This is a genomic window from Priestia megaterium NBRC 15308 = ATCC 14581, assembly GCF_000832985.1.
Lineage (GTDB): Bacteria > Bacillota > Bacilli > Bacillales > Bacillaceae_H > Priestia > Priestia megaterium.
In genome coordinates, this window is record NZ_CP009920.1 from 4,323,547 (window position 1) to 4,345,013 (window position 21,467).

Annotated in this window: 23 protein-coding genes and 1 pseudogene; 14 read left to right on the forward strand and 10 right to left on the reverse strand. The window is 37.8% G+C overall.

What is annotated here, in order from left to right:
- Positions 1 to 7: 7 nt before the first annotated feature.
- Positions 8 to 799: an ABC transporter ATP-binding protein gene (locus BG04_RS22140; RefSeq protein WP_016763966.1), complete on the forward strand. Its 792-nt coding sequence runs from the start codon at positions 8 to 10 to the stop codon at positions 797 to 799.
- Between the two features lies 1 nt (position 800).
- On the opposite strand, the gene BG04_RS22145 is transcribed toward BG04_RS22140, so the two are convergent.
- From BG04_RS22145 to BG04_RS22155, 3 genes are all read right to left on the reverse strand, one after another.
- Positions 801 to 995, reverse strand: a complete 195-nt coding sequence (locus BG04_RS22145) for a hypothetical protein (protein WP_034652505.1) — start codon at positions 993 to 995, stop codon at positions 801 to 803.
- A gap of 101 nt (positions 996 to 1,096) precedes the next feature.
- Complete coding sequence (locus tag BG04_RS22150; protein WP_034652502.1) at positions 1,097 to 1,639, reverse strand: GNAT family N-acetyltransferase; 543 nt, start codon at positions 1,637 to 1,639, stop codon at positions 1,097 to 1,099.
- A 331-nt stretch (positions 1,640 to 1,970) separates the two neighbouring features.
- Positions 1,971 to 3,848 (reverse strand): terpene cyclase/mutase family protein, encoded by a 1,878-nt coding sequence (locus tag BG04_RS22155; RefSeq protein WP_016763969.1) that lies wholly within the window; start codon positions 3,846 to 3,848, stop codon positions 1,971 to 1,973.
- 142 nt (positions 3,849 to 3,990) lie between these two features.
- On the opposite strand from BG04_RS22155, the gene BG04_RS22160 reads away from it, so the two are divergent.
- From BG04_RS22160 to BG04_RS22170, 3 genes are all read left to right on the forward strand, one after another.
- Complete coding sequence (locus BG04_RS22160) at positions 3,991 to 5,031, forward strand: C45 family autoproteolytic acyltransferase/hydrolase (protein WP_034652498.1); 1,041 nt, start codon at positions 3,991 to 3,993, stop codon at positions 5,029 to 5,031.
- An 11-nt stretch (positions 5,032 to 5,042) separates the two neighbouring features.
- Positions 5,043 to 6,545, forward strand: coding sequence for an NAD(P)H-hydrate dehydratase (locus BG04_RS22165; protein ID WP_034652497.1), 1,503 nt, complete (start codon positions 5,043 to 5,045; stop codon positions 6,543 to 6,545).
- A 113-nt stretch (positions 6,546 to 6,658) separates the two neighbouring features.
- Positions 6,659 to 6,937, forward strand: a complete 279-nt coding sequence (locus BG04_RS22170) for a hypothetical protein (protein ID WP_223260155.1) — start codon at positions 6,659 to 6,661, stop codon at positions 6,935 to 6,937.
- A 39-nt stretch (positions 6,938 to 6,976) separates the two neighbouring features.
- On the opposite strand, the gene BG04_RS22175 is transcribed toward BG04_RS22170, so the two are convergent.
- From BG04_RS22175 to BG04_RS22185, 3 genes are all read right to left on the reverse strand, one after another.
- Positions 6,977 to 7,867 (reverse strand): PhzF family phenazine biosynthesis isomerase, encoded by an 891-nt coding sequence (locus tag BG04_RS22175; protein ID WP_034652494.1) that lies wholly within the window; start codon positions 7,865 to 7,867, stop codon positions 6,977 to 6,979.
- A 146-nt stretch (positions 7,868 to 8,013) separates the two neighbouring features.
- Positions 8,014 to 8,679: a hypothetical protein gene (locus BG04_RS22180; RefSeq protein ID WP_230586564.1), complete on the reverse strand. Its 666-nt coding sequence runs from the start codon at positions 8,677 to 8,679 to the stop codon at positions 8,014 to 8,016.
- A 164-nt stretch (positions 8,680 to 8,843) separates the two neighbouring features.
- Complete coding sequence (locus BG04_RS22185; protein WP_013083007.1) at positions 8,844 to 9,617, reverse strand: sulfite exporter TauE/SafE family protein; 774 nt, start codon at positions 9,615 to 9,617, stop codon at positions 8,844 to 8,846.
- A gap of 122 nt (positions 9,618 to 9,739) precedes the next feature.
- On the opposite strand from BG04_RS22185, the gene BG04_RS22190 reads away from it, so the two are divergent.
- The gene (locus BG04_RS22190) at positions 9,740 to 10,507 is read left to right on the forward strand and encodes a TrmB family transcriptional regulator (protein WP_013083008.1); all 768 of its coding nucleotides are present in this window, start codon (positions 9,740 to 9,742) and stop codon (positions 10,505 to 10,507) included.
- 358 nt (positions 10,508 to 10,865) lie between these two features.
- On the opposite strand, the gene BG04_RS22195 is transcribed toward BG04_RS22190, so the two are convergent.
- Positions 10,866 to 11,492, reverse strand: a complete 627-nt coding sequence (locus BG04_RS22195) for an FMN-dependent NADH-azoreductase (protein ID WP_013083009.1) — start codon at positions 11,490 to 11,492, stop codon at positions 10,866 to 10,868.
- A gap of 197 nt (positions 11,493 to 11,689) precedes the next feature.
- Here BG04_RS22195 and BG04_RS22200 point away from each other — a divergent pair, with 197 nt between their 5' ends.
- From BG04_RS22200 to BG04_RS22215, 4 genes are all read left to right on the forward strand, one after another.
- Positions 11,690 to 12,409 carry an SDR family NAD(P)-dependent oxidoreductase gene (locus BG04_RS22200; protein WP_034652487.1) on the forward strand — a complete coding sequence of 240 codons (720 nt, stop codon included), beginning with the start codon at positions 11,690 to 11,692 and terminating at the stop codon, positions 12,407 to 12,409.
- 380 nt (positions 12,410 to 12,789) lie between these two features.
- Positions 12,790 to 13,353, forward strand: a complete 564-nt coding sequence (locus BG04_RS22205; protein ID WP_034652484.1) for a class I SAM-dependent methyltransferase — start codon at positions 12,790 to 12,792, stop codon at positions 13,351 to 13,353.
- Positions 13,354 to 13,364: 11 nt separating this feature from the next.
- The gene (locus tag BG04_RS22210) at positions 13,365 to 14,045 is read left to right on the forward strand and encodes a response regulator transcription factor (protein ID WP_013083012.1); all 681 of its coding nucleotides are present in this window, start codon (positions 13,365 to 13,367) and stop codon (positions 14,043 to 14,045) included.
- Positions 14,042 to 15,118, forward strand: a complete 1,077-nt coding sequence (locus tag BG04_RS22215; protein WP_034652481.1) for a HAMP domain-containing sensor histidine kinase — start codon at positions 14,042 to 14,044, stop codon at positions 15,116 to 15,118. Before BG04_RS22210 ends, BG04_RS22215 begins: the two co-directional genes overlap by 4 nt.
- On the opposite strand, the gene BG04_RS22220 is transcribed toward BG04_RS22215, so the two are convergent.
- Positions 15,109 to 16,551: an aminotransferase-like domain-containing protein gene (locus BG04_RS22220; protein WP_034652478.1), complete on the reverse strand. Its 1,443-nt coding sequence runs from the start codon at positions 16,549 to 16,551 to the stop codon at positions 15,109 to 15,111. The two genes, BG04_RS22215 and BG04_RS22220, sit on opposite strands and share 10 nt — an antisense overlap.
- A gap of 103 nt (positions 16,552 to 16,654) precedes the next feature.
- On the opposite strand from BG04_RS22220, the gene BG04_RS22225 reads away from it, so the two are divergent.
- The 4 genes from BG04_RS22225 (at position 16,655) to BG04_RS22240 (ending at position 19,387) form a co-directional block, all read left to right on the forward strand.
- Positions 16,655 to 17,266, forward strand: coding sequence for a LysE/ArgO family amino acid transporter (locus BG04_RS22225; RefSeq protein ID WP_034652475.1), 612 nt, complete (start codon positions 16,655 to 16,657; stop codon positions 17,264 to 17,266).
- A gap of 67 nt (positions 17,267 to 17,333) precedes the next feature.
- Positions 17,334 to 17,762, forward strand: a complete 429-nt coding sequence (gene fosB / locus BG04_RS22230) for a metallothiol transferase FosB (RefSeq protein ID WP_034652472.1) — start codon at positions 17,334 to 17,336, stop codon at positions 17,760 to 17,762.
- A gap of 115 nt (positions 17,763 to 17,877) precedes the next feature.
- Complete coding sequence (locus BG04_RS22235) at positions 17,878 to 18,075, forward strand: hypothetical protein (RefSeq protein ID WP_013083017.1); 198 nt, start codon at positions 17,878 to 17,880, stop codon at positions 18,073 to 18,075.
- A 469-nt stretch (positions 18,076 to 18,544) separates the two neighbouring features.
- Positions 18,545 to 19,387, forward strand: coding sequence for a hypothetical protein (locus tag BG04_RS22240; protein WP_034652470.1), 843 nt, complete (start codon positions 18,545 to 18,547; stop codon positions 19,385 to 19,387).
- 70 nt (positions 19,388 to 19,457) lie between these two features.
- On the opposite strand, the pseudogene BG04_RS31460 reads toward BG04_RS22240, so the two are convergent.
- Positions 19,458 to 20,086 (reverse strand): annotated as a pseudogene (locus tag BG04_RS31460) (efflux MFS transporter permease); the annotation flags it as partial.
- Positions 20,087 to 20,320: 234 nt separating this feature from the next.
- Here BG04_RS31460 and BG04_RS22250 point away from each other — a divergent pair.
- Positions 20,321 to 20,518, forward strand: a complete 198-nt coding sequence (locus BG04_RS22250) for a hypothetical protein (protein ID WP_013083020.1) — start codon at positions 20,321 to 20,323, stop codon at positions 20,516 to 20,518.
- A 67-nt stretch (positions 20,519 to 20,585) separates the two neighbouring features.
- On the opposite strand, the gene BG04_RS22255 is transcribed toward BG04_RS22250, so the two are convergent.
- The gene (locus tag BG04_RS22255) at positions 20,586 to 21,371 is read right to left on the reverse strand and encodes a nucleotidyltransferase domain-containing protein (RefSeq protein WP_034652466.1); all 786 of its coding nucleotides are present in this window, start codon (positions 21,369 to 21,371) and stop codon (positions 20,586 to 20,588) included.
- Between the last annotated feature and the right edge of the window lie 96 nt (positions 21,372 to 21,467).

Sequence of the window (21,467 nt, forward strand, 5' to 3'; positions counted from 1 at the left end):
TGTTAGCATGATCAAAATTAAGAACGTTTCGGTAAAACGAGCAGAAAAAGAAATTTTAAAAAACGTGTCGTGGTTAGTGGAAAAAGGGGAACATTGGTGTTTGCTTGGGTTAAATGGTTCCGGAAAAACGACGCTTTTAAATATAATCAACGGATATATCTGGCCTACAAAAGGTCAAGTAGAAGTTCTTTCAAGGAAATTTGGAGAAACAAATCTGTCTGAGCTCAGAAAAGAAATTGGATGGGTAAGCTCTTCGCTTCAACAGCGGTTTCGAGATGACGATACGGTTGTAGAAATGATTTTAAGCGGAAAATTTGCATCTATTGGTTTATATGAACAAGTGGAGCAAAAAGATATGAACCAAGCCATAGAATTAATGCAGCTGCTAAATTGCGCAGATTTACAAAATCAGGCGTACGGAACACTTTCTCAAGGAGAGCGCCAGCGAGTGCTAATTGCCCGAGCTCTTATGGCTTCACCAAAGCTTTTAATACTTGATGAGCCATGTACAGGTCTAGATATAATGGCCCGCGAACAGCTTCTTCAGCTAATCGCAAAAATGGCAGAGCAGCCAAAAGCGCCTACGCTTATTTATGTTACTCACCATGTAGAAGAAATTTTGCCTTGCTTTACCCATACGCTTTGTATGCGCCAAGGAGAAGTGTTTTCTTCTGGGAAAACGAAAGACCAGCTCACTGAGCCGCATCTTTCTAAATTTTTTAATCACTCCGTAGAGATTCAGCAGCAGAAGGAACGCACTTGGCTGTCATTAAAAGAACCGGTACCGGTAAAAAGCTGATCTAACGTCGAGAAACCTTCTTGCATACCATGGGAAAAAGGGCGCTGCTTGCAATGGAAACAAGCTCATTGTGAAGATAATGTTTACATGCTACATAAATAGTGGTGCCGCAAATAATATCAATTAGTAAAAAAGCAGCAATGTCATGTTTATCAATGGTTACAAATACAAAAGAAGAGGAATCATAAGCTGTCATCGTTGGCTCCTTTGGTCATATCGTTATGTTACTTTATTCACAAAAGGCTTGGGCTATACGAACTTTTAAAGAAGTACGATGATGACAGCTGGTTCTCTCCTCTAAAGCTGATAATACTCTTGTTCGAGTATACTCATGATAAGATCTGTCTGAAATGCTTCTTCAATAAAAGCACCTTCACGCTCTATTCCTTCTTTTACAAAACCGCATTTTTCATAACAAGCAATGGCTCTATGGTTGTATTCGAGCACTCGTAAATCGACTCTGTGCAAGTGAAGGTGTTCAAATGCGTACGCAAGTACCAATTTTGTAACTTCAGTGCCTAGCCCTTGACTCCAAACGGAAGAATCAAATAAACCAATTGCATACCGTGCGCGCCGGTCGTACTCGTTAACGGTCAGCCGGGCCTCTCCAACAAAACGCTGCTGATATTCAATGCACCAATTCAGCTTTTGAGACTTTATGTACTCGACGTGCCGCTTGGCATCTTGTAATGTAAGAGGTTTTAAGTTTCGGGTATCGCCTCCGTACATGCGAATAAGTTCTTTTGTTTGTTTGCATGCTAGATAGTCATTTACATCGCTGTCCTTTGGTTTTCTTAGTATCACGTTTTTTCCTTTTAAAAGTGGTGAAACATTATTCATTTGATGCATCCTTTCTTTTCTAACATTTAAAAAGGTATTCCACTTGTTTCTTAAAAAACCTGCTTTTACGTATAAAAAGAAATTGAGACACAACTACGTCCATCGAATCTCAAGACAAACAAATGGGATCAATGTGCTAGTGTGGAGTGCTTGTTACACCGCGGTTGATTTCCGTGCAAGACTTGGCTTCCCATTAACTGCTCTACATATATGGAGCAAGCCTACGTTCATCCTACAAATAAAAAAATCCGAACGAGTTGGATTCTCAAGCAAGAATCTCAATTCATCGTTCGAATCTTCCTTCAGCTAAACTCCTTTTGTCCCAGCCTTTTTACGAAGAATGTTTTTTTGCGTAGTGGGCAAGTGCAAGAAGAGGAAAAATATCATTGTAGCTGTGGTACTGAATATAAAATTGTCCAGGAAGACCAATTCCCGTGGGGTAATGAGTTTGCTGCTCTGTAAGATTTGGATTTAGTAAAAATTTAATTCCTTTTTCAACGGATTGATCTTTTAACGGACATATTGTCATTAAAGCATCGAGAGCCCAAGCCGTTTGAGAGGGGGTGCTAAACGATAGTGGCACATATTTTTTTAAAGAAGCGCTATAGCATGATTCTCCGAATCCACCGTCTTCTTGTTGAATGCTTTTGAGCCAGTTGATAGCTTTGATGATACGCGGATCAGAAGCAGAAACCCCTACAGCACGGAGTCCTGTAATAGCGGCCCACGTTCCGTAAATATAGCAAACTCCCCACCGGCCGTACCAGCTCCCGTTATCCAATTGATGATCAAACAGCCATTTTACTGCAGCTTTAATCGAAGGGTGGGATTTATTCATACCAGCAAAGTTTCCGAGACACTCAAGCACTCGACCGGTTAAATCGGCAGTAGCCGGATCCGTCGCTGCATCTTTTGCATTTTCAAGCGGCAGATAAGTAAATAAAATAGAGTCGGTATTTTTTTCAAATGCAGCAAAACCCCCATCTTTGTTTTGCATGGACAGCAGCCAGTTAATCCCTCTTTGCCAAGACTCCAAATAATCTGTATCGGTTTGCGCTCTTCTAGAAAGAGCTCTGATAGCAGCAGACGTATCGTCTAAGTCAGGGTTATTTGTATTAATATCGGAAAACCCCCAGCCTCCAGGTGCTGTATTTGGGTTATGAAACTGCCAATCTCCAAGCTTTGTATGCTGTCTTTTCTTTAAGTAGCGAGTTGTGCCTTTAATCATGGGATCTTGCTGCGGTACACCTGCTTCCTGTAGAGCGTAAGAGAGCAGCGCGGTATCCCAAACGGTTGACGTGGAGTTTTCTACGTGCACGTGGCCGCTGCATGTACTAAGTAGTGAACAAATCCCGTCAATTGCTTTTTGGATCACAAATGAATCTTTTTTATAGCCAAGAGCCAAAAGACCGTAAATCATAAAAAAAGTAGAGGTGGCGTAGCTGTAGAGTGTTCCATCTTTTTCAATTCTTTCTAGCATGTAACGCTCGGCTGCTTGATAACCAAGTTTGTGGATGTAAGAAGGTAAAGAAGCCAGCTGTTTTAAATGGTCGACTAAAAAAATTGAAGCGCGTGATTCTTGAGTAGTTTCCTCCGATTCCTGTTTCTGTTCTCTTACATCTAAATGAGAAAGAGAAGGTGTATGCCTAGAAGTAAGTGAAAATTTTTTGTTTCCTGCTACCATCATCGGAACGAAGTGAATTCTGGCATAAGTGCTTAATTCATAAAAGTTAAGCGGTACATAGGTAGGCACGAGCAAAAGAGAAAGCGGGAGGTAAAATAGCTTTGGCCACTCGTATAGACCGTTAACAGAAAGCATCCATCTTGTGAGAAAATGAGCGCGCGAAATGCCTCCTGAATCTATAATATATCTTTCTGCTTTTCGCAAAATCCGGTCGTTTTTTTGGTAATATCCTGAATATAAAAGAGCTGTATAAGCTTGAATAGTGGCAGATAAGTTATGTTCTTCATCATCAAACAACGTCCAAAGACCATCTTCATTTTGAAGGGAAACGATCCGTTCGGTTAATTGTTTAATCAACACTTCTTTATCTAAATCAAAGGTGCGAAGAAGCATAATTAAAAACGCATCAGGCATAACGCCTGTTTCAAAACAGTAGCGAAATGACCCGTCATTTTTTTGTGTTGGGCGCAGATAGGCGATTCTTCGCTGAATCTCTAGCTGAACTTCCTTTAGCAATATGATCACCTCTTATGATAATGCTTTTCAATCTTTCGACCTGTTTCTTTATAACTGTATTCAAAGGAAGAGAGTTCTATGAGAGGAGAAAGTTGCAAAGAATAGAGCGCTTGCTGCACAATAAAGGTACTGGAAAATTGGAGTGATAGAAGTGAAAGAAATACAGGTAGAAGTTATTCAAGGGCGGGGCTCTTACCGAGAGCTTGGTGAAATGCAAGGGAAATTACATAAAGGGACAAAGCTGTTTGAAAATCATCAAAAAAGAAGAAAACGTTCATTACGAAGCTATCAAACGATAGTAAAAGAAGCTCGTCATTATTACGACTTATTTGCTCGGGGACTGTGGGATGAGCTAGTGGGCTTAGCAGAAGGCTTAGATTGGCCTCTTGAAGACGTTATTCATGAGTACAGCGGGTATCAGCAAGAGTGGAAAAAAACGGGATGTTCGGCTCTTATGCAGCACGGCGTGTATGTACGAAACTATGATTATCATCCTAAAACGTACGAAGGTCGATTTTTGCTTTTTCAGCCAAATGAAGGATATGCAAGCGTCGGATTTGGAACAAGAATGATTGGGCGAATGGATGGAATGAATGAAAAAGGACTGGCAATTGGCTATCATTTTGTTAATCGCCGCCGTCAAACAAACGGATTTATTTGCTGTACGCTCGCTCGGTTTATTTTAGAAACATGTGAAACGACAGAAGAGGCTGTTGCTATTTTAGAAAGAGCACCGCATCGTCATGCGTTTAATTATTCCATTTATGACCGCAGTGGACAGGGAGCAGTAGTCGAAGCATCTGGACGAGGCGTTCATGTACAAAGAGGGACGATGATGGGGTGTACGAACCATTTTAATCAGCTGGTCGAAGAAAATCGTCATCATTTGGTAGAGTCAAAGGAAAGGCTCGATCATATTCGAGATCATATTGAAAAAAAGCTATCGCCTCTTGAAGCTTTTTCTTTATTTAATGAAGATGAATACGGTATTTTTAAAGAAGATTACCGGAATTCTGCTGGAACGCTTCATACAGTAGCATATGTACCGGAGACGCTGCAAGTCATTGTGGGGATTGGACGAAAAGCAAAGCCTCTCATTTTCTCGTTTGAAGATTGGGTGAAAGGAGAACAATTAACTATAACGAAAATAAAAGGAACGGTAAATACAGATGAACCATTTCCGTTTCAGTAAGGAGCAGCATAATGAGAATTGTAACGAATCAAGAGATGTATCAAGTGGATGATTATGTGATGAATACAATTGGGATGAGTGAAGAGTCCCTTATGGAAAATGCCGGGCAGGCTGCTGCCAACGCGCTGAGTGAGCGAATCAAAAAACATGAAAACATAGGGCTGCTTATAGGAACGGGAAACAATGGAGGAGACGGCTTTGTTATTGCCCGTGCTTTGAAGTCAAAAGGCTATGAAGTTGACGTCTGGGTAGTTCCTGCACGGGAAAAAATAAAAGGCGCGGCTAAAAAAGCCATGATCATCTATGAAAATGCTGGGTTCACGTGGCAATCGGCTGGAGACAACTTCTCTGTGAAAAAGTATACGGTTCTTATTGATTGTTTATTAGGTATAGGCGTAAAAGGCAGCATCAAATCTCCTTACGATGACATTATAAAAAAAATAAACGATTCTAATGCTTACATATACAGCATCGATGTCCCAAGTGGAGTAATGGAACAGAAGCAAGAGCTTACGGTACGTGCAGATGCTACGATTACGCTTCAGCAGCCGAAAGTCACGGCATTTACATACCCGAGCAAAGAAAGTTACGGTGAATTGATTGTAGTAGATATCGGTATTCCGCCGCTAGCAATTGAAAAAAGTTCATCTCTTAAGGAAGTATGGTCAACTCAGCATATTAAACAATCTTTTCCCATTCGAAACGCTTCGTCCAATAAAGGTACGCATGGAAAAGGAATCGTAATAGGAGGTTCACTCCAAACACCCGGAGCGCCAATGCTAACGTCCAAAGCAGCACTCACAAGCGGAGCGGGGCTTTTAACTCTTGCGCTTCCGAGTGATATTCATGCGATTGCAGCTGCTCACATGTTGGAAGTGATGTACAAGCCATGCCTAAGCAAAGATGGCTTTTTTGCAGGCGAGATTCCTTTAGAAGAAGAAAAGTATGATGCAATTGCAGTGGGACCGGGGCTTGGGAGAACGAAAGAAACGAAGAAAGTTGTCGAGCAAGTGCTTCAACAGCCGGTTTCTGTTGTAATCGACGCAGATGCTCTTTTTCATCTGCCAGATTTGATGAAAGAAGTAAAAGAAAGAGAACACGCAACGATTTTAACACCTCATCCGGGAGAAATGGCTAGACTCGTGGATACATCAATCTCAGAAGTAGAAGAGAATCGATTTTTAATATCTAGACAATACGCAGTGGAAAATGGTGTGTACCTTGTATTAAAAGGTCCAAATACGATTGTTACAACACCTGACGGAAAACAATACGTAAATACCACTGGAAATGCGGGACTTGCAAAAGGCGGAACGGGTGATACGTTAACAGGGATCATCCTCGCTTTTATCATGCAGCATGATTCTCTGCAAGAAGCAATAAGCAATGCGGTATATGTTCATGGAAAAGCAGCGGATGTGCTGCTCGATCAGGGGCATACAATGATAGATATATTAGCAAGCGACGTTATTTCTGCACTTCCGTCAGTCTTCGGCCAGCTGAATGAGAAGTAATTTCTTCTGGATTATTAAAATTTGTTGACAAAATCCTTCAAAAAGTTGTCAAAACTCTGTGTAAATGATAACGTTATTTTACGTAAGATTTTACATAGAAAGAAAGTGATGTTGTGTACTACTCAATGAGACCAAGAGGCATTCATTTAGCCGTGCCTACACTTTTCTTCCTTATTACAGTCGTGTTATTTGCGATGATGCAGTTTGGTTTTTATTTGGATTCCAGCATTCTTCGTAAAATTTGGGTCATCATTATGGCTTTATTGCCCATTGCTGGACTAATCACGGCTATTAAAGGTAGAAGAGGAAGCGCAAAGCCGTGGTTAATTATAGGGAACGTGATTCTTATTTTAACCGTTACAATAATGAGCGTACAGGCTATTATTTACTAAACAAAAAACGTGTTCGCCAAAAAGGCGGACACGTTTTTATTAGGAAAGAGAAACGATTTGCTTGGTTACATAGGCAGCTTCTCCTGCGATTACCACACCATACGTATTCTCTTTTTTTGTGATTTCTACATGAACGAAGCCATCTCTATCTATTTCCTGCCCTTGTTCAATCACAAATTGCCAGCGGTCGGTTTTTTGTTGATCCACATATCTCGCATAATAGGCGCCCATTACGCCAGAAGCTGTTCCCGTTACAGCATCTTCTACCGTACCCGAAAATGGTGAAGAGAAATGTCTTCCGTGCATATGAGCTTCTGGATGGATCGTGTCAAAACAAAAGGGATGAATAGATGCTTTTGGCATATCAGTTAAAATATGAGGGAAATCTTCTTGATTAGGCTTCATCTTTTTACAGGCATCTAAATTTTTTAAAGGTACAAGAAGCGTCCAGTTTCCTGTGCTTCCATATACAATAGGAAGTGTTTGATCAAGGTCATCAATATGAAGATTAAGAGCTTTTGCCAGTTTTTCTTTTGAACCTGAAAACGGATGAAACTGCGGAGAAGCTTGACTCATGGTGATAACAGGCTGTCCGTTTCTGCTCTGTACCGTCATCGGCAAAATTCCAGCATTTGTTTCCACTGTAAATGTAGTTTTTGGAAGTTTATTTTTACTATGTAAAGCATAAAGAGAAGCGACGGTCGCATGGCCGCACAAATCTGCTTCTTGTCCGGGCGTAAAGTAACGAATTCGTAAATCAGCGCGGAAAGACTTCATGATAAAAGCCGTCTCGTTAAACTGTGCTTGATAAGCAATCTTCTGCATTTCTTCAGCTGAAAAATCATCTCCGTTAAACACAATTCCTGCAGGATTTCCTTTATTAGGGAGCGTGCTAAACGCGTCGTATTGATATACAGTCGCTTCTTTCATAGAAATTACCTCCATTTTTATATCATTGTATGAAAGCTTTACCCAGTGTGTTATTAAATGATCGCCTATTAAAATAGGGAAGTACGTGAACGTTATTTAGAATAAAAAAACAGTAGTTTTTACCTGCTGCTTTTCACTTCGCAAAACTATTCTTGCATCGCGGCATTTATTCCTTCTTTTCTAATTTCTAGCATATGAGTAGCTTTTTTATCAATATCTTTAGCTGTATCGGAAGAAATGACGCCTACGCTGCTTAAGTCATAGGCAAGACTTGTAACAAGCAGCTGCTCTCTTTGTGCTAGTGTGCCGTATGTAAGTGCAGCGGTTTTAGCTTGAATGCCACTCATATTTAATTCGTCAGTAGAAGAAGCTGCTTCTTTTTTTGCAGCTATTGCTTCTTGATAAAGAGAATCATATCCTCCAAACCCTACTTGGGCAATTAGAAAGTTATAAATGTCATCGGCCGATTTTTTAGAAGGCTGAGAAAAAGCTCTTTGAAATTTATTGCGCGGTAGAAAGTTTAGTGCCGCCTGTCTTCCATCTTCATAAATTTTTTCTTGTATTTCTTTAGTAGCTTTTTCGTCGGTTTTTTTCTGTGCTGCATCTAGCTGTTTGCGATATTTTTGAATAATGACCCCGTCCTGCTGATTGTTCCCCTCTTTGAAAGTAGCTGCGGCTTGTGGAACATCTGACGTTGCTAGCGTCTCAGCGGCGTTCTCTGAAGAAGAAAAGAACGTATTTTTAACAAAAATAAGTGCAAAGATCAACAAGATAAACCATAAAAATCTGAATTTCTTAAACAAAATGTTCACCTCTGTATAATACTTCTAAATTATGTAAAACAACATGGACCAGTATACAACAATTTTAGTGTTTTTTTACACATTTACCCAAAAATAAGAAAATAGTAAGAGGTGGTTTTATTAATCTAATAGATATATAGGTTCATTGTTATGGTTCTAAAGAAACCATTGATCTATTTGTACTGATTTACATAATCAAATATGTTTTTGCTAATAAGGCTTAAAGTGACAAGGATAAAAAGCGTTCGGACGTACGTCACGCCTTTTGATAGAGCGACATTTGACCCGACAAAAGAACCCGCGATCATCGCAACCCCCATAATTAATCCGTAAGAAAATACAACAGAATCGAAATATAAAAACACAAGCAAAGCACCTAAGTTACTGCCGAAATTTAAAAATTTTGCGCTGCCTGCTGACTGCAGGAAATCAAATCCCATAAATAAAAAAGCAAATAAAATAAATGAACCTGTGCCTGCTCCTAAAAATCCATCGTAAAAGCCAATAATAAAAATAAGTGCGGTAAAGAAAATAAGTTTCTTAATAGACAGCGGCTTATACGTAGACGTGGTGCCCCAGTTTTTTTTGAAGATTGTATAAATAGCAACTAAAACAAGGAGAATCAAAATAACAGGTTTCAAAAAAGCAGAGGATAGAAAATGAACGGTGATTGAACCTCCTAAAGAACCAATAAATACAAAAGGAAACCATTTACCTACGACGCGAAAGTCGACTTTTCCGGATTTTACAAATCGAATGGTACTCGTTAATACGCCCATCGTTCCGGCTAATTTATTTGTAGCTAAGGCAGCAGCGGGAGGCAGGCCTAAAAATAAAAGAGCAGGCGTTGAAATTAAACCGCCTCCGCCAACTACAGAGTCAATGAATGCGGCTAAAAAACCAAATAGTAAAAGCAAAAGAACAATCTGTAAACTTAATTCTTCCATAAAGCACCTTCCTCATGTCATAATATATAGTGACTACTTAAATAGTAACTATATAAAAAGCAGTTGTAAATATGTAAATGATAAAAATTTCAAATAACTTAAAAAACAGGGAGGTTTCCTTTATGGAAAATATTATTCAGCAGCTGCAGTCGCTTGGATTTAATCAGTATGAATCAAAAGTATACGTGACGCTTGTCAAAAAAGGATCTTCCACTGCTTATAGCATTAGTAAACATTCAGGTGTGCCAAGAGCGCGTGTATACGATATTTTACAAACACTAGAGGAAAAAGGCATGGTGTTAAAAGAAGAGAGTAATGATGGCACCCAGTACACGTCGTTGCCCGTCGATGCTTTTTTGCATTCGCTGCAAAAAAAATGGAACGAAACGTATGAAGGCGTTAGCGAAACGCTTAAACGTCTTGAAGCTGCAGAGTCTATAGAAGAAAGCCGGGTTATGACGATGAAAGGAGAAAGAGCCATTCTTGCTTTTTGTGAGTCGCTATTGTTAAAAGCAAAAAATAAAATTGTCATCTCGCTTTGGCCCGATATTTATAATGAGTTGAAGCCTCTTTTATTACAGCTAAGGGAGAGCGTCACACTAAAAGGAATTGTGTTTGAACAAGATGAAGCGATGGAGGAATTTGACCGGCACCGCCATACAAGCTATACCGAAAACATTGGGAATCAAAACTGGTTTATTATATCTGTTGACAGCAGTGAAATGATTTATGGTCATAAAGAAATGGCGTACTATACAAATAACGCAGTCAACATTAATTTACTTGAAAATTATATTTGGCATGATATTCTCGTTAACAGACTTGTAGAAAAAAGTGATAGAGAAATGGACAGGTGGATCGAAAAGGAAAGAGAAAGTTTTTTTGCGTAGAAAAGAGACTTAGACATAACGAAATCACTTCCATCGAAAGACGAACAAACGGGATAAATGATCTAGTATGAATGGGTTGTTACATCGCAGTTAATTTCCGTGCAAGGCTTCGCTTTCCGCGGCCGGCCGATGAGCCTCCTCGTCGCTTACGCGCCTGTGGGGTCTCATCTGTTCCGCTTTTCCCGCAGGAGTCTTCGCCTTGCCCTCCAATTAACTACTGGAAGCAGCCACCATGCATGAAAGCTACGTTCGTCCTACCAACAGAAAAATCCGAACAAAGTTGATGCTCCATTAAGAGTCTCGAGTCCTCGTTCGGATCTTCCTTCAATTAAAATATTTTTGTTACAGCCTCTTTATATTAAAAAGTTTGGGCAAGTTTTTTTGCTTCTGCTATTCCTTTTTCTTTAATTTCTTGGGCTTTATCTGGCATTGCGTTATGCCCTTCCACAAAAATGCCGTCTAACGAAGGTACTCCGAAGAAATTCATCATAATCCCAATATAACGATGCCCCATTTCCATATCAGCTGCAGGCCCTTCAGAATAAATGCCTCCGCGCGCTTGAATATGAAGCGCTTTTTTATCCGTTAATAGCCCAACCGGACCCTCTGCCGTGTATTTAAATGACTTACCCGCTACGGCTACAGAGTCTAAATAGGCTTTCATAACCGGTGGAAACGAAAAGTTCCACATAGGCGTTACAAAAACATATTTGTCCGCTGATACAAACTGTTCGCTCAATTCTGCAAGGCGATTGACCTTCTCCTGTTCATGAGAAGAAAGTTCAGAGCCAGACTGAAGTTTGCCCCAGCCGCTAAATACATCCGCATCAATATGAGGAATATTTTCTTTATAAAGGTCAATATGTACAACTTCGTCACTTGAATTGTGCTCTTTGTAAGCATCGATAAATGCTTTTCCAGTTGCCATACTGAATGATTGAGACTCATCGTGAGGATGAGCTGTAATATAAAGTACTTTTGCCACGTCTTATCATCTCTTTCTTGTTTGGAATAATGTACTGTCTTATCGTTATCACTCCTATAAAAAACTATACGCGCTTTGTCAGGAAAGCTAAAAAAGAACGCAAGAAAGGGATGTCTATATAGAAAATAATGGTATAATAAATGTTTGAATATTTACATAACAAGTATGTTTAACAGAAGTGAATAAGAGGTGTCGAGATGAAAGAAAAATGGATAATCGTTACGGGTGCAGGTTCTGGAATTGGCAAAGAAATTGTAAAAGAGTGTGTGTCGAAGGGCTATTCAGTTATTGCTTGTGATATTAACGATGGAGCTTTGAAACAGCTAGCTGAAGATACAAAGGGCCATATTGAAACACACGTAGTAGATGTAAAAAAAGGCAACGATGTAAAAGATCTTTTTTATCAAATAAAAGATAAAAGCTTGTATGGGTTAGTTAATAATGCAGGCGTGTATTTAGGGAAAAATTTATTGGACTATGAAGAAAATGAAATAGATTTTGTAATGGATATTAATATTAAAGGATATGTTTATTTCTCCAAGTACTTTGGCGAAGTATTAATGAAAAAGGAAGTAGAAGGAGCGATTATTAATATATCGTCCGTGTCAGGAATGGAAGGAAGCTCCGATGCTATATATGGAATGTCTAAAGCAGCAATACTAGGATTAACTAAGAGCTGTGCAATGAATTTTTCTCCTTATATCCGGGTGAACGCCGTAGCACCTACAATGGTAAATACCGATATGATGAAAAATATTCCAGAGTGGCGCAAAAATGAATACATCGCTCATCAGCTGATTCCAAGCTTTGTTACGCCTCAAGACGTGGCAGATACGGTTCTTTTTTTACTGAGCCCTCAAGCAAAACATTATACAGGAGCCACCTTCGATTTAAATAGCGGATGTTATTTACGATAAATTATCTTTTAAACGAGTAATCGAGGCTGGACAAAAATATTTTAGTTAAGGATAAATTCGAATGATCAATCGATATTATTGACTGACCATTCGGATTTTTTACTGTTATTATGAACGTGGGTTTCACCGCTTCTAGCTGTTGATTGGAGGGCAAGGTGAAGACTCCCGCGGAAAGCGAAGTCTTGCATGGAAATCAACAGCGGTGTCAAGAGCAATCCATATGAGTTTATTAATCCAATTTGCTCGTCTTTAGATTGGGTTAATTCCGTTATGTCCCATCCTCCTTTTTGTTTTCTTAAGAATTCTTAAGAAATTTACTTAACGTTTCTTTAGATTTTTTTTCTATTCTAGAAAGAAAGAATAGAAAGAAGGAATAGAAAATGAATTTAGCTTTTATGTATCAATATTTTCACCAGCCGCGAACGGTAGGCGCACTTTTGCCGAGCTCTACGCACTTAGCGAAAAAAATGGTAAAAGGGATTGATTTTGAACATGCAGGCTGTATAGTAGAGTACGGGCCAGGAACCGGAGTTTTTACCCGTGAATTAATAAGAAGACGAAGCGCTTGTACAACTTTGCTTCTTATCGAATACAATCGGCATTTTTACGAAAAAGTAAAGGAACAAGTAAGAGATGAAAAAAATGTGTATGTGATACACGGATCCGCTGAAAATGTTCAAAAGTACTTGATACAGTATGATATTCCAAAAGTGGATTACGTACTATCAGGTCTTCCTTTTGCTTCTTTAACGTCTGAAGTGTCGGACTGTATTTTGCAAAACACGCGCAGCGTATTAGCGGAGGAAGGGAAATTTATTACGTTTCAGTATACGAGTTTTAAAAAACAGCTGATCCGCTCTTTTTTCCCTCAGATTAAAGTGGAAAAAGAGTGGAGAAATGTTCCTCCTGCATATATTTTTACATGCGAAAAGAATCAGATATAAGGAGTTTGTAAATGAAAGACAGAATTTTAATTATAGATGACGATGAGCAAATTCGTAATTTAATTGCTATTTACTTAGAAAATGAAGGATTTGAAGCGCTGAAAGTTTCTAATGCTGTATGTGGATTAGCGCTTTTAGAGGAACAAGAAGTAGATTTAATTATATTAGATATTATGATGCCGCAGATGAATGGAATCGATGCTGCTTTTAAAATACGTGAAGAAAAAAACATGCCCATTATTATGCTGTCGGCTAAGTCAGAAGATATGGACAAGATTTCTGGGTTAACAGCAGGCGCAGATGATTACTTAACAAAACCATTTAATCCTCTCGAGCTCATCGCACGAGTAAAATCACAAATTAGACGCTATAAAAAATACAATGAACGTGCTGAGCGCGATATTATTCAAATTGGCGATTTGGAAATTAACCGCAGCACCCGGCTTGTCTTTGTGCGCGGCCAAGAGATTCGTTTAACACCAAAAGAGTTTGATATTTTAGAGCTGCTGGTACGCCACAAAGGAACGGTGATGAGTATGGGGAAAATATATGAAGCCGTATGGCAAGAAGATGCTTTTAAATCGGATAATACTGTAATGGTTCATATTACAAAGATTCGCGAAAAAATTGAGGATAATCCGAAAAAGCCAATTTATATTAAAACCATATGGGGCGTAGGATACAGAATATGAGAAGAATAAGTGTAAAGCTTCTTTTTGCTATCATTATAAGTTTTTTGGCTACCAATTTAATTTTTATTTTAATTGCTAGGTTTGTTTTGAGCAGGTATATACAAGAAGAGAAAATGAATGTCCCTGCATATAATGTATTGGCGTTTGGACTTTTCTTTATCGCCGTTGTGGTCTTTGTTTTTGTTTTTTTAGCACTTATTCGTTCCCATATTCGTTATCTGAAAGAAATCTCTAAACAAGTTCAAAAAATTTCAAATGGAGATTTAGGCGCAACCATCCATGTACGAGGAAAAGACGAACTGGCTGAATTAAGCCAAAACATTAACAAAATGTCTGCGCAGCTCCGTACAAAATTTGATCGTGAACGAGAGCTGGAGCAAGTGAAAAATCAGCTAATATCCAGTGTATCTCACGATTTGCGTACGCCGTTAACATCCATCGTGGGGTACCTAGATTTAATCAAAAAAAGAGAAAGTATGGATGATGAAACATTATATAGCTACTTATATATTGTTGATTCAAAAGCAAAATACTTAACTGATTTAATAGAAGAATTGTTCGACTATACAAAATTAACGAGTCCTGATCTTCAGCTTCAACGAAATGAGGTCGATATGAAACGTTTGCTTCAACAGGTAATAGGAGAGTACGAGCCAATTTTAACAAGAGAAGGCATTGATGTTCAGACTAACTTTGCTTGTGAATGGAATGCATTTATTGATGTGGAAAAAATGGTAAGAGTATTTCAAAACTTGCTTGAAAATGTCAAGAAATACAGCAAAAAGCCTTCCTTATTAGAGGTGAATCAGGAGATTGACGAGGGTTACATAGTTATTTCCTTTAGGAACAGCATTAACATCAGTGAAAAAATTGAGGTAGAAAAGTTGTTTGATCGATTTTATCGAGGTGATGAATCAAGAACGGACGCGAATGGTTCAGGTTTAGGACTGGCTATTGCAAAACAAATTATTCAGCTGCATCAAGGAGAGATACGAGCGGATCGTCAGCATAATAAGCTCACTTTTTTTATAAAGCTGCCGTTAACACAAGAAAGCCTTAAGAATCACTTGTAAAGATTCTTAAGGCTTTTTGCGACTATTTTGATGCCGTATTCAAATTCTGCAAGCGTCGCATAAGAAAAGGATATTCTGATATGCTGTGAAGTCTCATGGTCATACAATGCGCCTGGATTTAAAAGAACTCCTTCGTCGAGACAGTGCTTAAATAACTTCCGCATCGAAACAGGCTTATGCAGCGTAAGCCAAAAATAAAAACCACCGCTCGGAGCATTCCACACAGCGAGATTCTTCAAATACTTCTCTAGAATAGCCAGTGTTTGCTGACATTTTTCTTTTAATTTATAGCGTACGCTGGCCACATGCTTGTCATAGAGTCCGGTTTTGAGAGCTTCAGCAGCAGCCCATTGAGATAAGGAACTGGCTCCGTAGTCAACTTGCATTTTAAGGTCAGCTAATCGCTCAATTACATGTTCAGGCCCTATAATCCATCCAATTCGAAATCCTGGACTGAATGTTTTAGAGAACGTTCCTAAATAAAGAACCATTCCATTTTTATCTTGAGCTTTTAAGGAAAGTGGAGGCGGTGAATGGAACCAAAGCTCTCCGTAAGCATTATCTTCAATAATAGGCAAATGCATTCTTTCACACTGGCGAAGCAGCTCTTGGCGCCTTTTTTCACTCATCGTTACATTGGTGGGGTTATGAAAGTTCGGTATTGTATATAAAGCTGTACCTTTTTCTTTTTCATGTTGGTCTTTTAATGAAGCTAAATGAATTCCTTCTTCGTCTAACGAAACACCCGTTATTTTCATTTGTGCGGACTGAAATAACGGTAGAGAATAAAGATAAGAAGGTTTTTCAGCTAATATATTGGCACCTGGAGGCAGCAGGCCGATTGAAATTAACTGAAGGGCTTGAAGTGAACCGGATACAATTAAAATAGATGAAGGAGAAGTTTCAATGCCTCGTTTTTTTACATGCTTGACTAACTCTTGTCGGAGTTCATCATTTCCTCTTGGGTGCTCGTAGCCCAAGTGTACGCTTCTATGATTAATTCCGCTAAATAGTTCCGAAAGCTGATGGGAAGGAAGCAGGTCAGGTGCTAACTCTCCAGTTCCTAAACGAATAATGCCCGGTTGAAATTCAGCTTCGTTAATATGGCGGATAGTCGGAGAATTTGGTCGGTATATTCCTGCTTCTACATACGAATTCCAGTTCATGTGAGAACCTGATGCTAGTAAGCTCCACGTATTGTTAATAACTTTGGTGCCACCGCCTTTGTTTCCGCTGAGCAGTCCTTCAGCAATTAAGTTTTCGGTTGCTGTCACCACCGTGCTTCTATTTACAGAAAAGCTAGCAGCTAAATGGCGCTGCGAAGGAATTTTAGTTCCAATAGGCCACTCTCCATTTATGATTTTCTCTTTCATATACTCTTGAATTTGTTTGTGCATTGGCTTTTTATCAGCCGGATCTGGAGTCCAGTTCATGTGAGACCACCTTTTTATAATTTGGTTGGTATTATAAATCAAAACTTGGATGGAGACAACAGGGGATGTCAATTGTAGTATAAAAGAGAAAGGAGAGAACAACATGTTTACAGTGGTTATACATGCTTTATTGTTAGCATTCGGTTTGATTTTACCTTTAGGGGTACAAAATGTGTTTGTTTTTAATCAAGGAGCCAATCAACGAACGTTCAAACAGGCGCTTCCCGTAGTTTTCACGGCTTCTGTTTGTGATACGATTTTAATTCTAGTAGCAGTGCTGGGAGTTTCAGCAGCAGCCGCTGCTTTTTCATTTTTTCAAACGCTTATTTTTGGAATAGGTCTTCTTTTTTTAGCGTATATGGGCTTTGTGACGTGGAAGAGCAAACCGTCAAAAACGTCAGTAAAGGAAGGAATGACGGTGAAAGCACAAATTTTATTTGCTGCTTCTGTATCTCTGCTAAATCCTCACGCGCTGATGGATATTATGGGCGTGATTGGAACAAATTCTCTACTGTACAGCGGAAAGGAAAAGTGGGTTTTTACGCTGGTGACAATATCCGTTTCATGGATATGGTTTTTGTCCTTAGCTTTTACAGGAAAAGCAGTAGGAAAAATGGATTCAAATGGGAAAATAATGATTTGGGTGAATAAGGCTTCTGCATGTATGATTTGGGGAGTAGCTCTTTACATGGCAAAAAGTATGTTTTTTCAGTAAAATAGATGCTAAAAGGAAAGTTATGTAATAGAAAGAAGTACTTTTTTCTAGAAAGCGAGGGGTAAAGATGATTCAAGGAATTAATCATATGTGCTTTTCTGTGTCAAATTTAGAACAATCCATCATATTTTATCAGAAAGTGCTAGGAGCGGAACTTTTAGTGAAAGGAAAATCCACCGCTTACTTTAGTCTGAATGGACTGTGGCTGGCGTTAAACGAAGAAAAAAATATTCCTAGATCAGACATTCAGTATTCGTATACTCATTTAGCGTTTTCTATTTCTATTAAAAACTTTGACGAAGCAAGAGAACTGTTAAAACAGCATAATGTAACCATCTTACCGGGAAGAAACCGCGACGAAAGAGACAGAAAATCTATTTATTTTACGGATCTGGACGGTCATAAATTTGAATTTCACACCGGTACGCTCCAAGACCGTTTAGCGTATTATCAAGAAGACAAGCCTCATATGACATTTTATTCGCCAGAAGAGTAGTATTAAAATAGTTATATAAGGTTACAGTTTTATTACATTCGCATTCCTCGCTCAGTTATCATTAAATAAACGATGCTGTTGTGATATAATGGAAAAAAAGTGAGGAGGAGGAAGAATGTATACCGCAAAACAGGTGAAGTTTGGTTCGCATATTGTGATAGGCGTACTTTTCGGCATCCTAGCTGCGATGTTAATCGGCACTTTTTATCAAAATGTACCAGGTGTATTACCATACGGGATGATTAGCGGACTTGCAGTAGGACTCTTAGCAGATACATATTATACAATTAAAACAAAAATAAAGGTTATCTAATATAGTGTAGTACTATCTTCAGGAGAAATAAAAGATTCCTCTTGAAAATAGTACTATTTTTATGAATAAAATGGTTAATTTTCCACTTTAGAAAAACAAGTCAGTGCGCTAAAAAAATTGTAAATTTATTATTTTGAATCAGAAATAGGGGGTTGAAATATCAAATTAACTCTAAGTATAGAATTATATGTTAAAGTAAATAACCGTTTTCTAAACAGTGAAACGGTTTTTACTTTTTTTCTAGTTAGTTTCATTGCGCGTCAGATAAAAGGTCTATTAATTAAGTAATTGTTAGTAAAACTGCAGATAAGAGGTTTTTAAAGCTGCTACTAACAGATAAAATACTGTTGCTTTTAATGGTTCATCTATAGAAAACTTGATAATTTTACTAAAATCGTTCTTTTGGAGTACATAATATATGCTATCATTGTTGGATGAAAAAACTACATACCAAAAAAAGGAGAAACAAATGAAAAAATTAAGAAGAATCGGCCTAGGACTTGTAGCATCTTTGCTATCTATTAGTTTAGTAGCTTGTGGGTCAACAAAAGAAGAACAAAAACAAGGATCTGCTAAGCAAGAGCAGAAACAAATGGGGAAAGAGCAGAAGAAACTCGAACAAAAACTCTTTAAATTAGAGAGTGAGTATGAAGAATATACAAAAGAAAAAGGATATATGGAATCTGATGATTATCTTGTTTTTGAAGCAGCCTTTAACATACTTGCAAAGTCAATTGAAAGCAAGAATATTCTTCAAGGCGATGATGGCGAACTAGACAAACACTTAAAAGACTTAAAAACTGAGATAGACCATTTAAGTAATAATCAAGCAATAAAAGCTCAAAAGCGTTACGGTTCGGCAGTAGATGTGTACGAAGCTGCTATAGGTACTCATATGCATATTGTATTAACTAAAGCCGATATTACTCAGCACTTTAATGCAGTAAACACTATTGAGTTAGACAAAGATTTTAATGCAGATAGCTACGATTATGAAAAAATTGATGCAGACGCAACTGAGGCTATTAAGTCTATACAAGGAATGCCTATGAAAAGAATAAAGCTTATTAAGGAAGAGTTGGAGAAATATAAAGCTAGCTTTAGTACTGAAGAATATAATCAATTGAATTCCGCAGTCACTAGCGTAACTTCGTCATTAAATAAACAAGTTGAAATGCTAGAAGTTCTACAAAAAGAAAGTGGTAAGGATAAATCAACTTTAGAAGAAAACACAAAAGCTGCTGAAACACAATTTTTAGATGCTAAAGAAAAAGTGTCTGCATTTGAATCTAAATATGATATCCAAATGTAAAATATATGCTTTAAATACGATTGTTTATTAAAATAAAAAGCCGTTTCTTAACCAAAGAAACGGCTTTTTATTATTTCTCTCTATTGATCTTTGGTGTACGCAAGAAGAAAGAGAGTAAAAGTGCAACCAGACCTAATAATGTAGCAAATAAGAATGCATCGTTAATGCCATCTATAGTCGAAGTTTTTATTGCTTTAGCATATAGCGACACAATACCGCTATTACCTAACTGACTAAGTTGACTACTAAAGAAATCATTGTTAGTTGTTAGTGTATTAGTGTAGTTTGAAAGATGTTCAGTAGTTTGCTGTGTCGTAATTGTAACGAGTAAAGCCGTACCAATTGAACCTGCAACTTGACGAATTGTATTACTTAAAGCTGTACCGTGAGAAATTAAATGTTGAGGTAATTGGTTCATACCTGCAGTCATAATTAATGACATACCGAACAAACGTAAGATATAAATGCCTAAGATGTGGCTTTATGGAGTTCCACCAGTAAGTTTAGTGAATTCATATGTAGCATAAGAAGTAATTACAAGACCAACTATTGCTAATACACGAATACCGTATTTATCATACAGTTTACCGGGGATAGGTCCCATTAAGCCCATAATTAATGCACCTGACCTGGCAATAATAGTAGATCTGTTTGAAGTGGCGTAAAGCCTCAAATGCTTTGTAGATAGATTGGCAACAGTTTTGAAATTATTTAGGATGAAACATAAAAAATTATAATCAGATTTGTTGAAAATCAACTCGAAAATTATTAATGTAATTTTCTGAAACTTTTCTTCATGCTATAACGTATAGTAAGTATAGGGGATTTTAATTTAAATTCCTTTTTGCGGAAAAACGTTTAATATACAGTCGGAGGATATATGCTGTATTACGCGACGCTAGGTGAACTAAAGAAGAAAAAGGGGGTATTAAAATGACAATGTGGCTGTGGGCAGGCGGATGTATAGTTTTTTTGTTAGCAATGGGTTACATTGCAGATCGTGTAGCAATAAGGAGAAGCATTGAATTTAGTCCCGAGGATGGAATTAAAAATGCTACAGATGCAGAACAAATATATGTGGAGAGCTATTTAAATGAAACAAAAAATACGAATAATAATATACCGCTTTAATAGAAATTATAAATAAAAGGCTTATCCGCCGCTACTTGCATTAGGGATAAGCCTTTTTGTTTTATACTTAGTTCCAAACTTCGTCTAAAGTATCTCTAAACAATTGATCTAATTCATATGTAGGGTCATCTAATTCTACGGATAAAGTTCTGACGTATTTGTCTAAACGGTCAATTTCTAAGTTTAAAAATTCATTAATAACATTGATGCATGGTTCTAAATCTAACTCATCACCACTAATTTTACGCTTTAACAGCTTGCTAACCTCTTCTTTTAATTCTCCTTCTGGTAACAGTTTCTCTAAGAGAATAGAGAATTCTAATGGAGGAAATTCGTTATATTGCTCAATCCACTTAGCAGCTAACACAGGTCTTAAAACATAAAAATATTTTTTGATTTTTACTTCGTCACCTTGTAAATACTCTCGAAAGTTATTTCTAGCCATATTTAAATAGTGGTATATACAAGAAGTAGGAGTAAAGATGTTAGAATGTAGTTCTTTCATTTTATCAAATGTTGAATACGCCTTGTAATATACAATGTTTGATTGCATCCATTCTAGTAAGGGCGGGTTTGATTTTCTAAAAAGTTTTAATGTCTTGGTTAAGTCCCAGCCGCTAACATCTAATAGGCCATTAATAGGTAGCTCTATTACATCTCGCTTTTTACCTACACCCATTGGATCAATGCTTAAATATTTATTCCTCTTATGAATATAAATAAATCTAACATCATAATCACTATCTTTAGATGGAAAGTCCCACGCTCTACTTCCAGATTCACAAGCGTATAATACTTTTACGTCGTAATCTTCTTCAACTTTCTTTAAAGCTGCAACGATTGTTTCTCTCATAACCCAACCTCATTTTCTTTTAATGCTTTCTATATACAAAAGCTATTACTATTTCTCCTATTATATTTCATAATGGATGGAAAATGGTAAATAAAA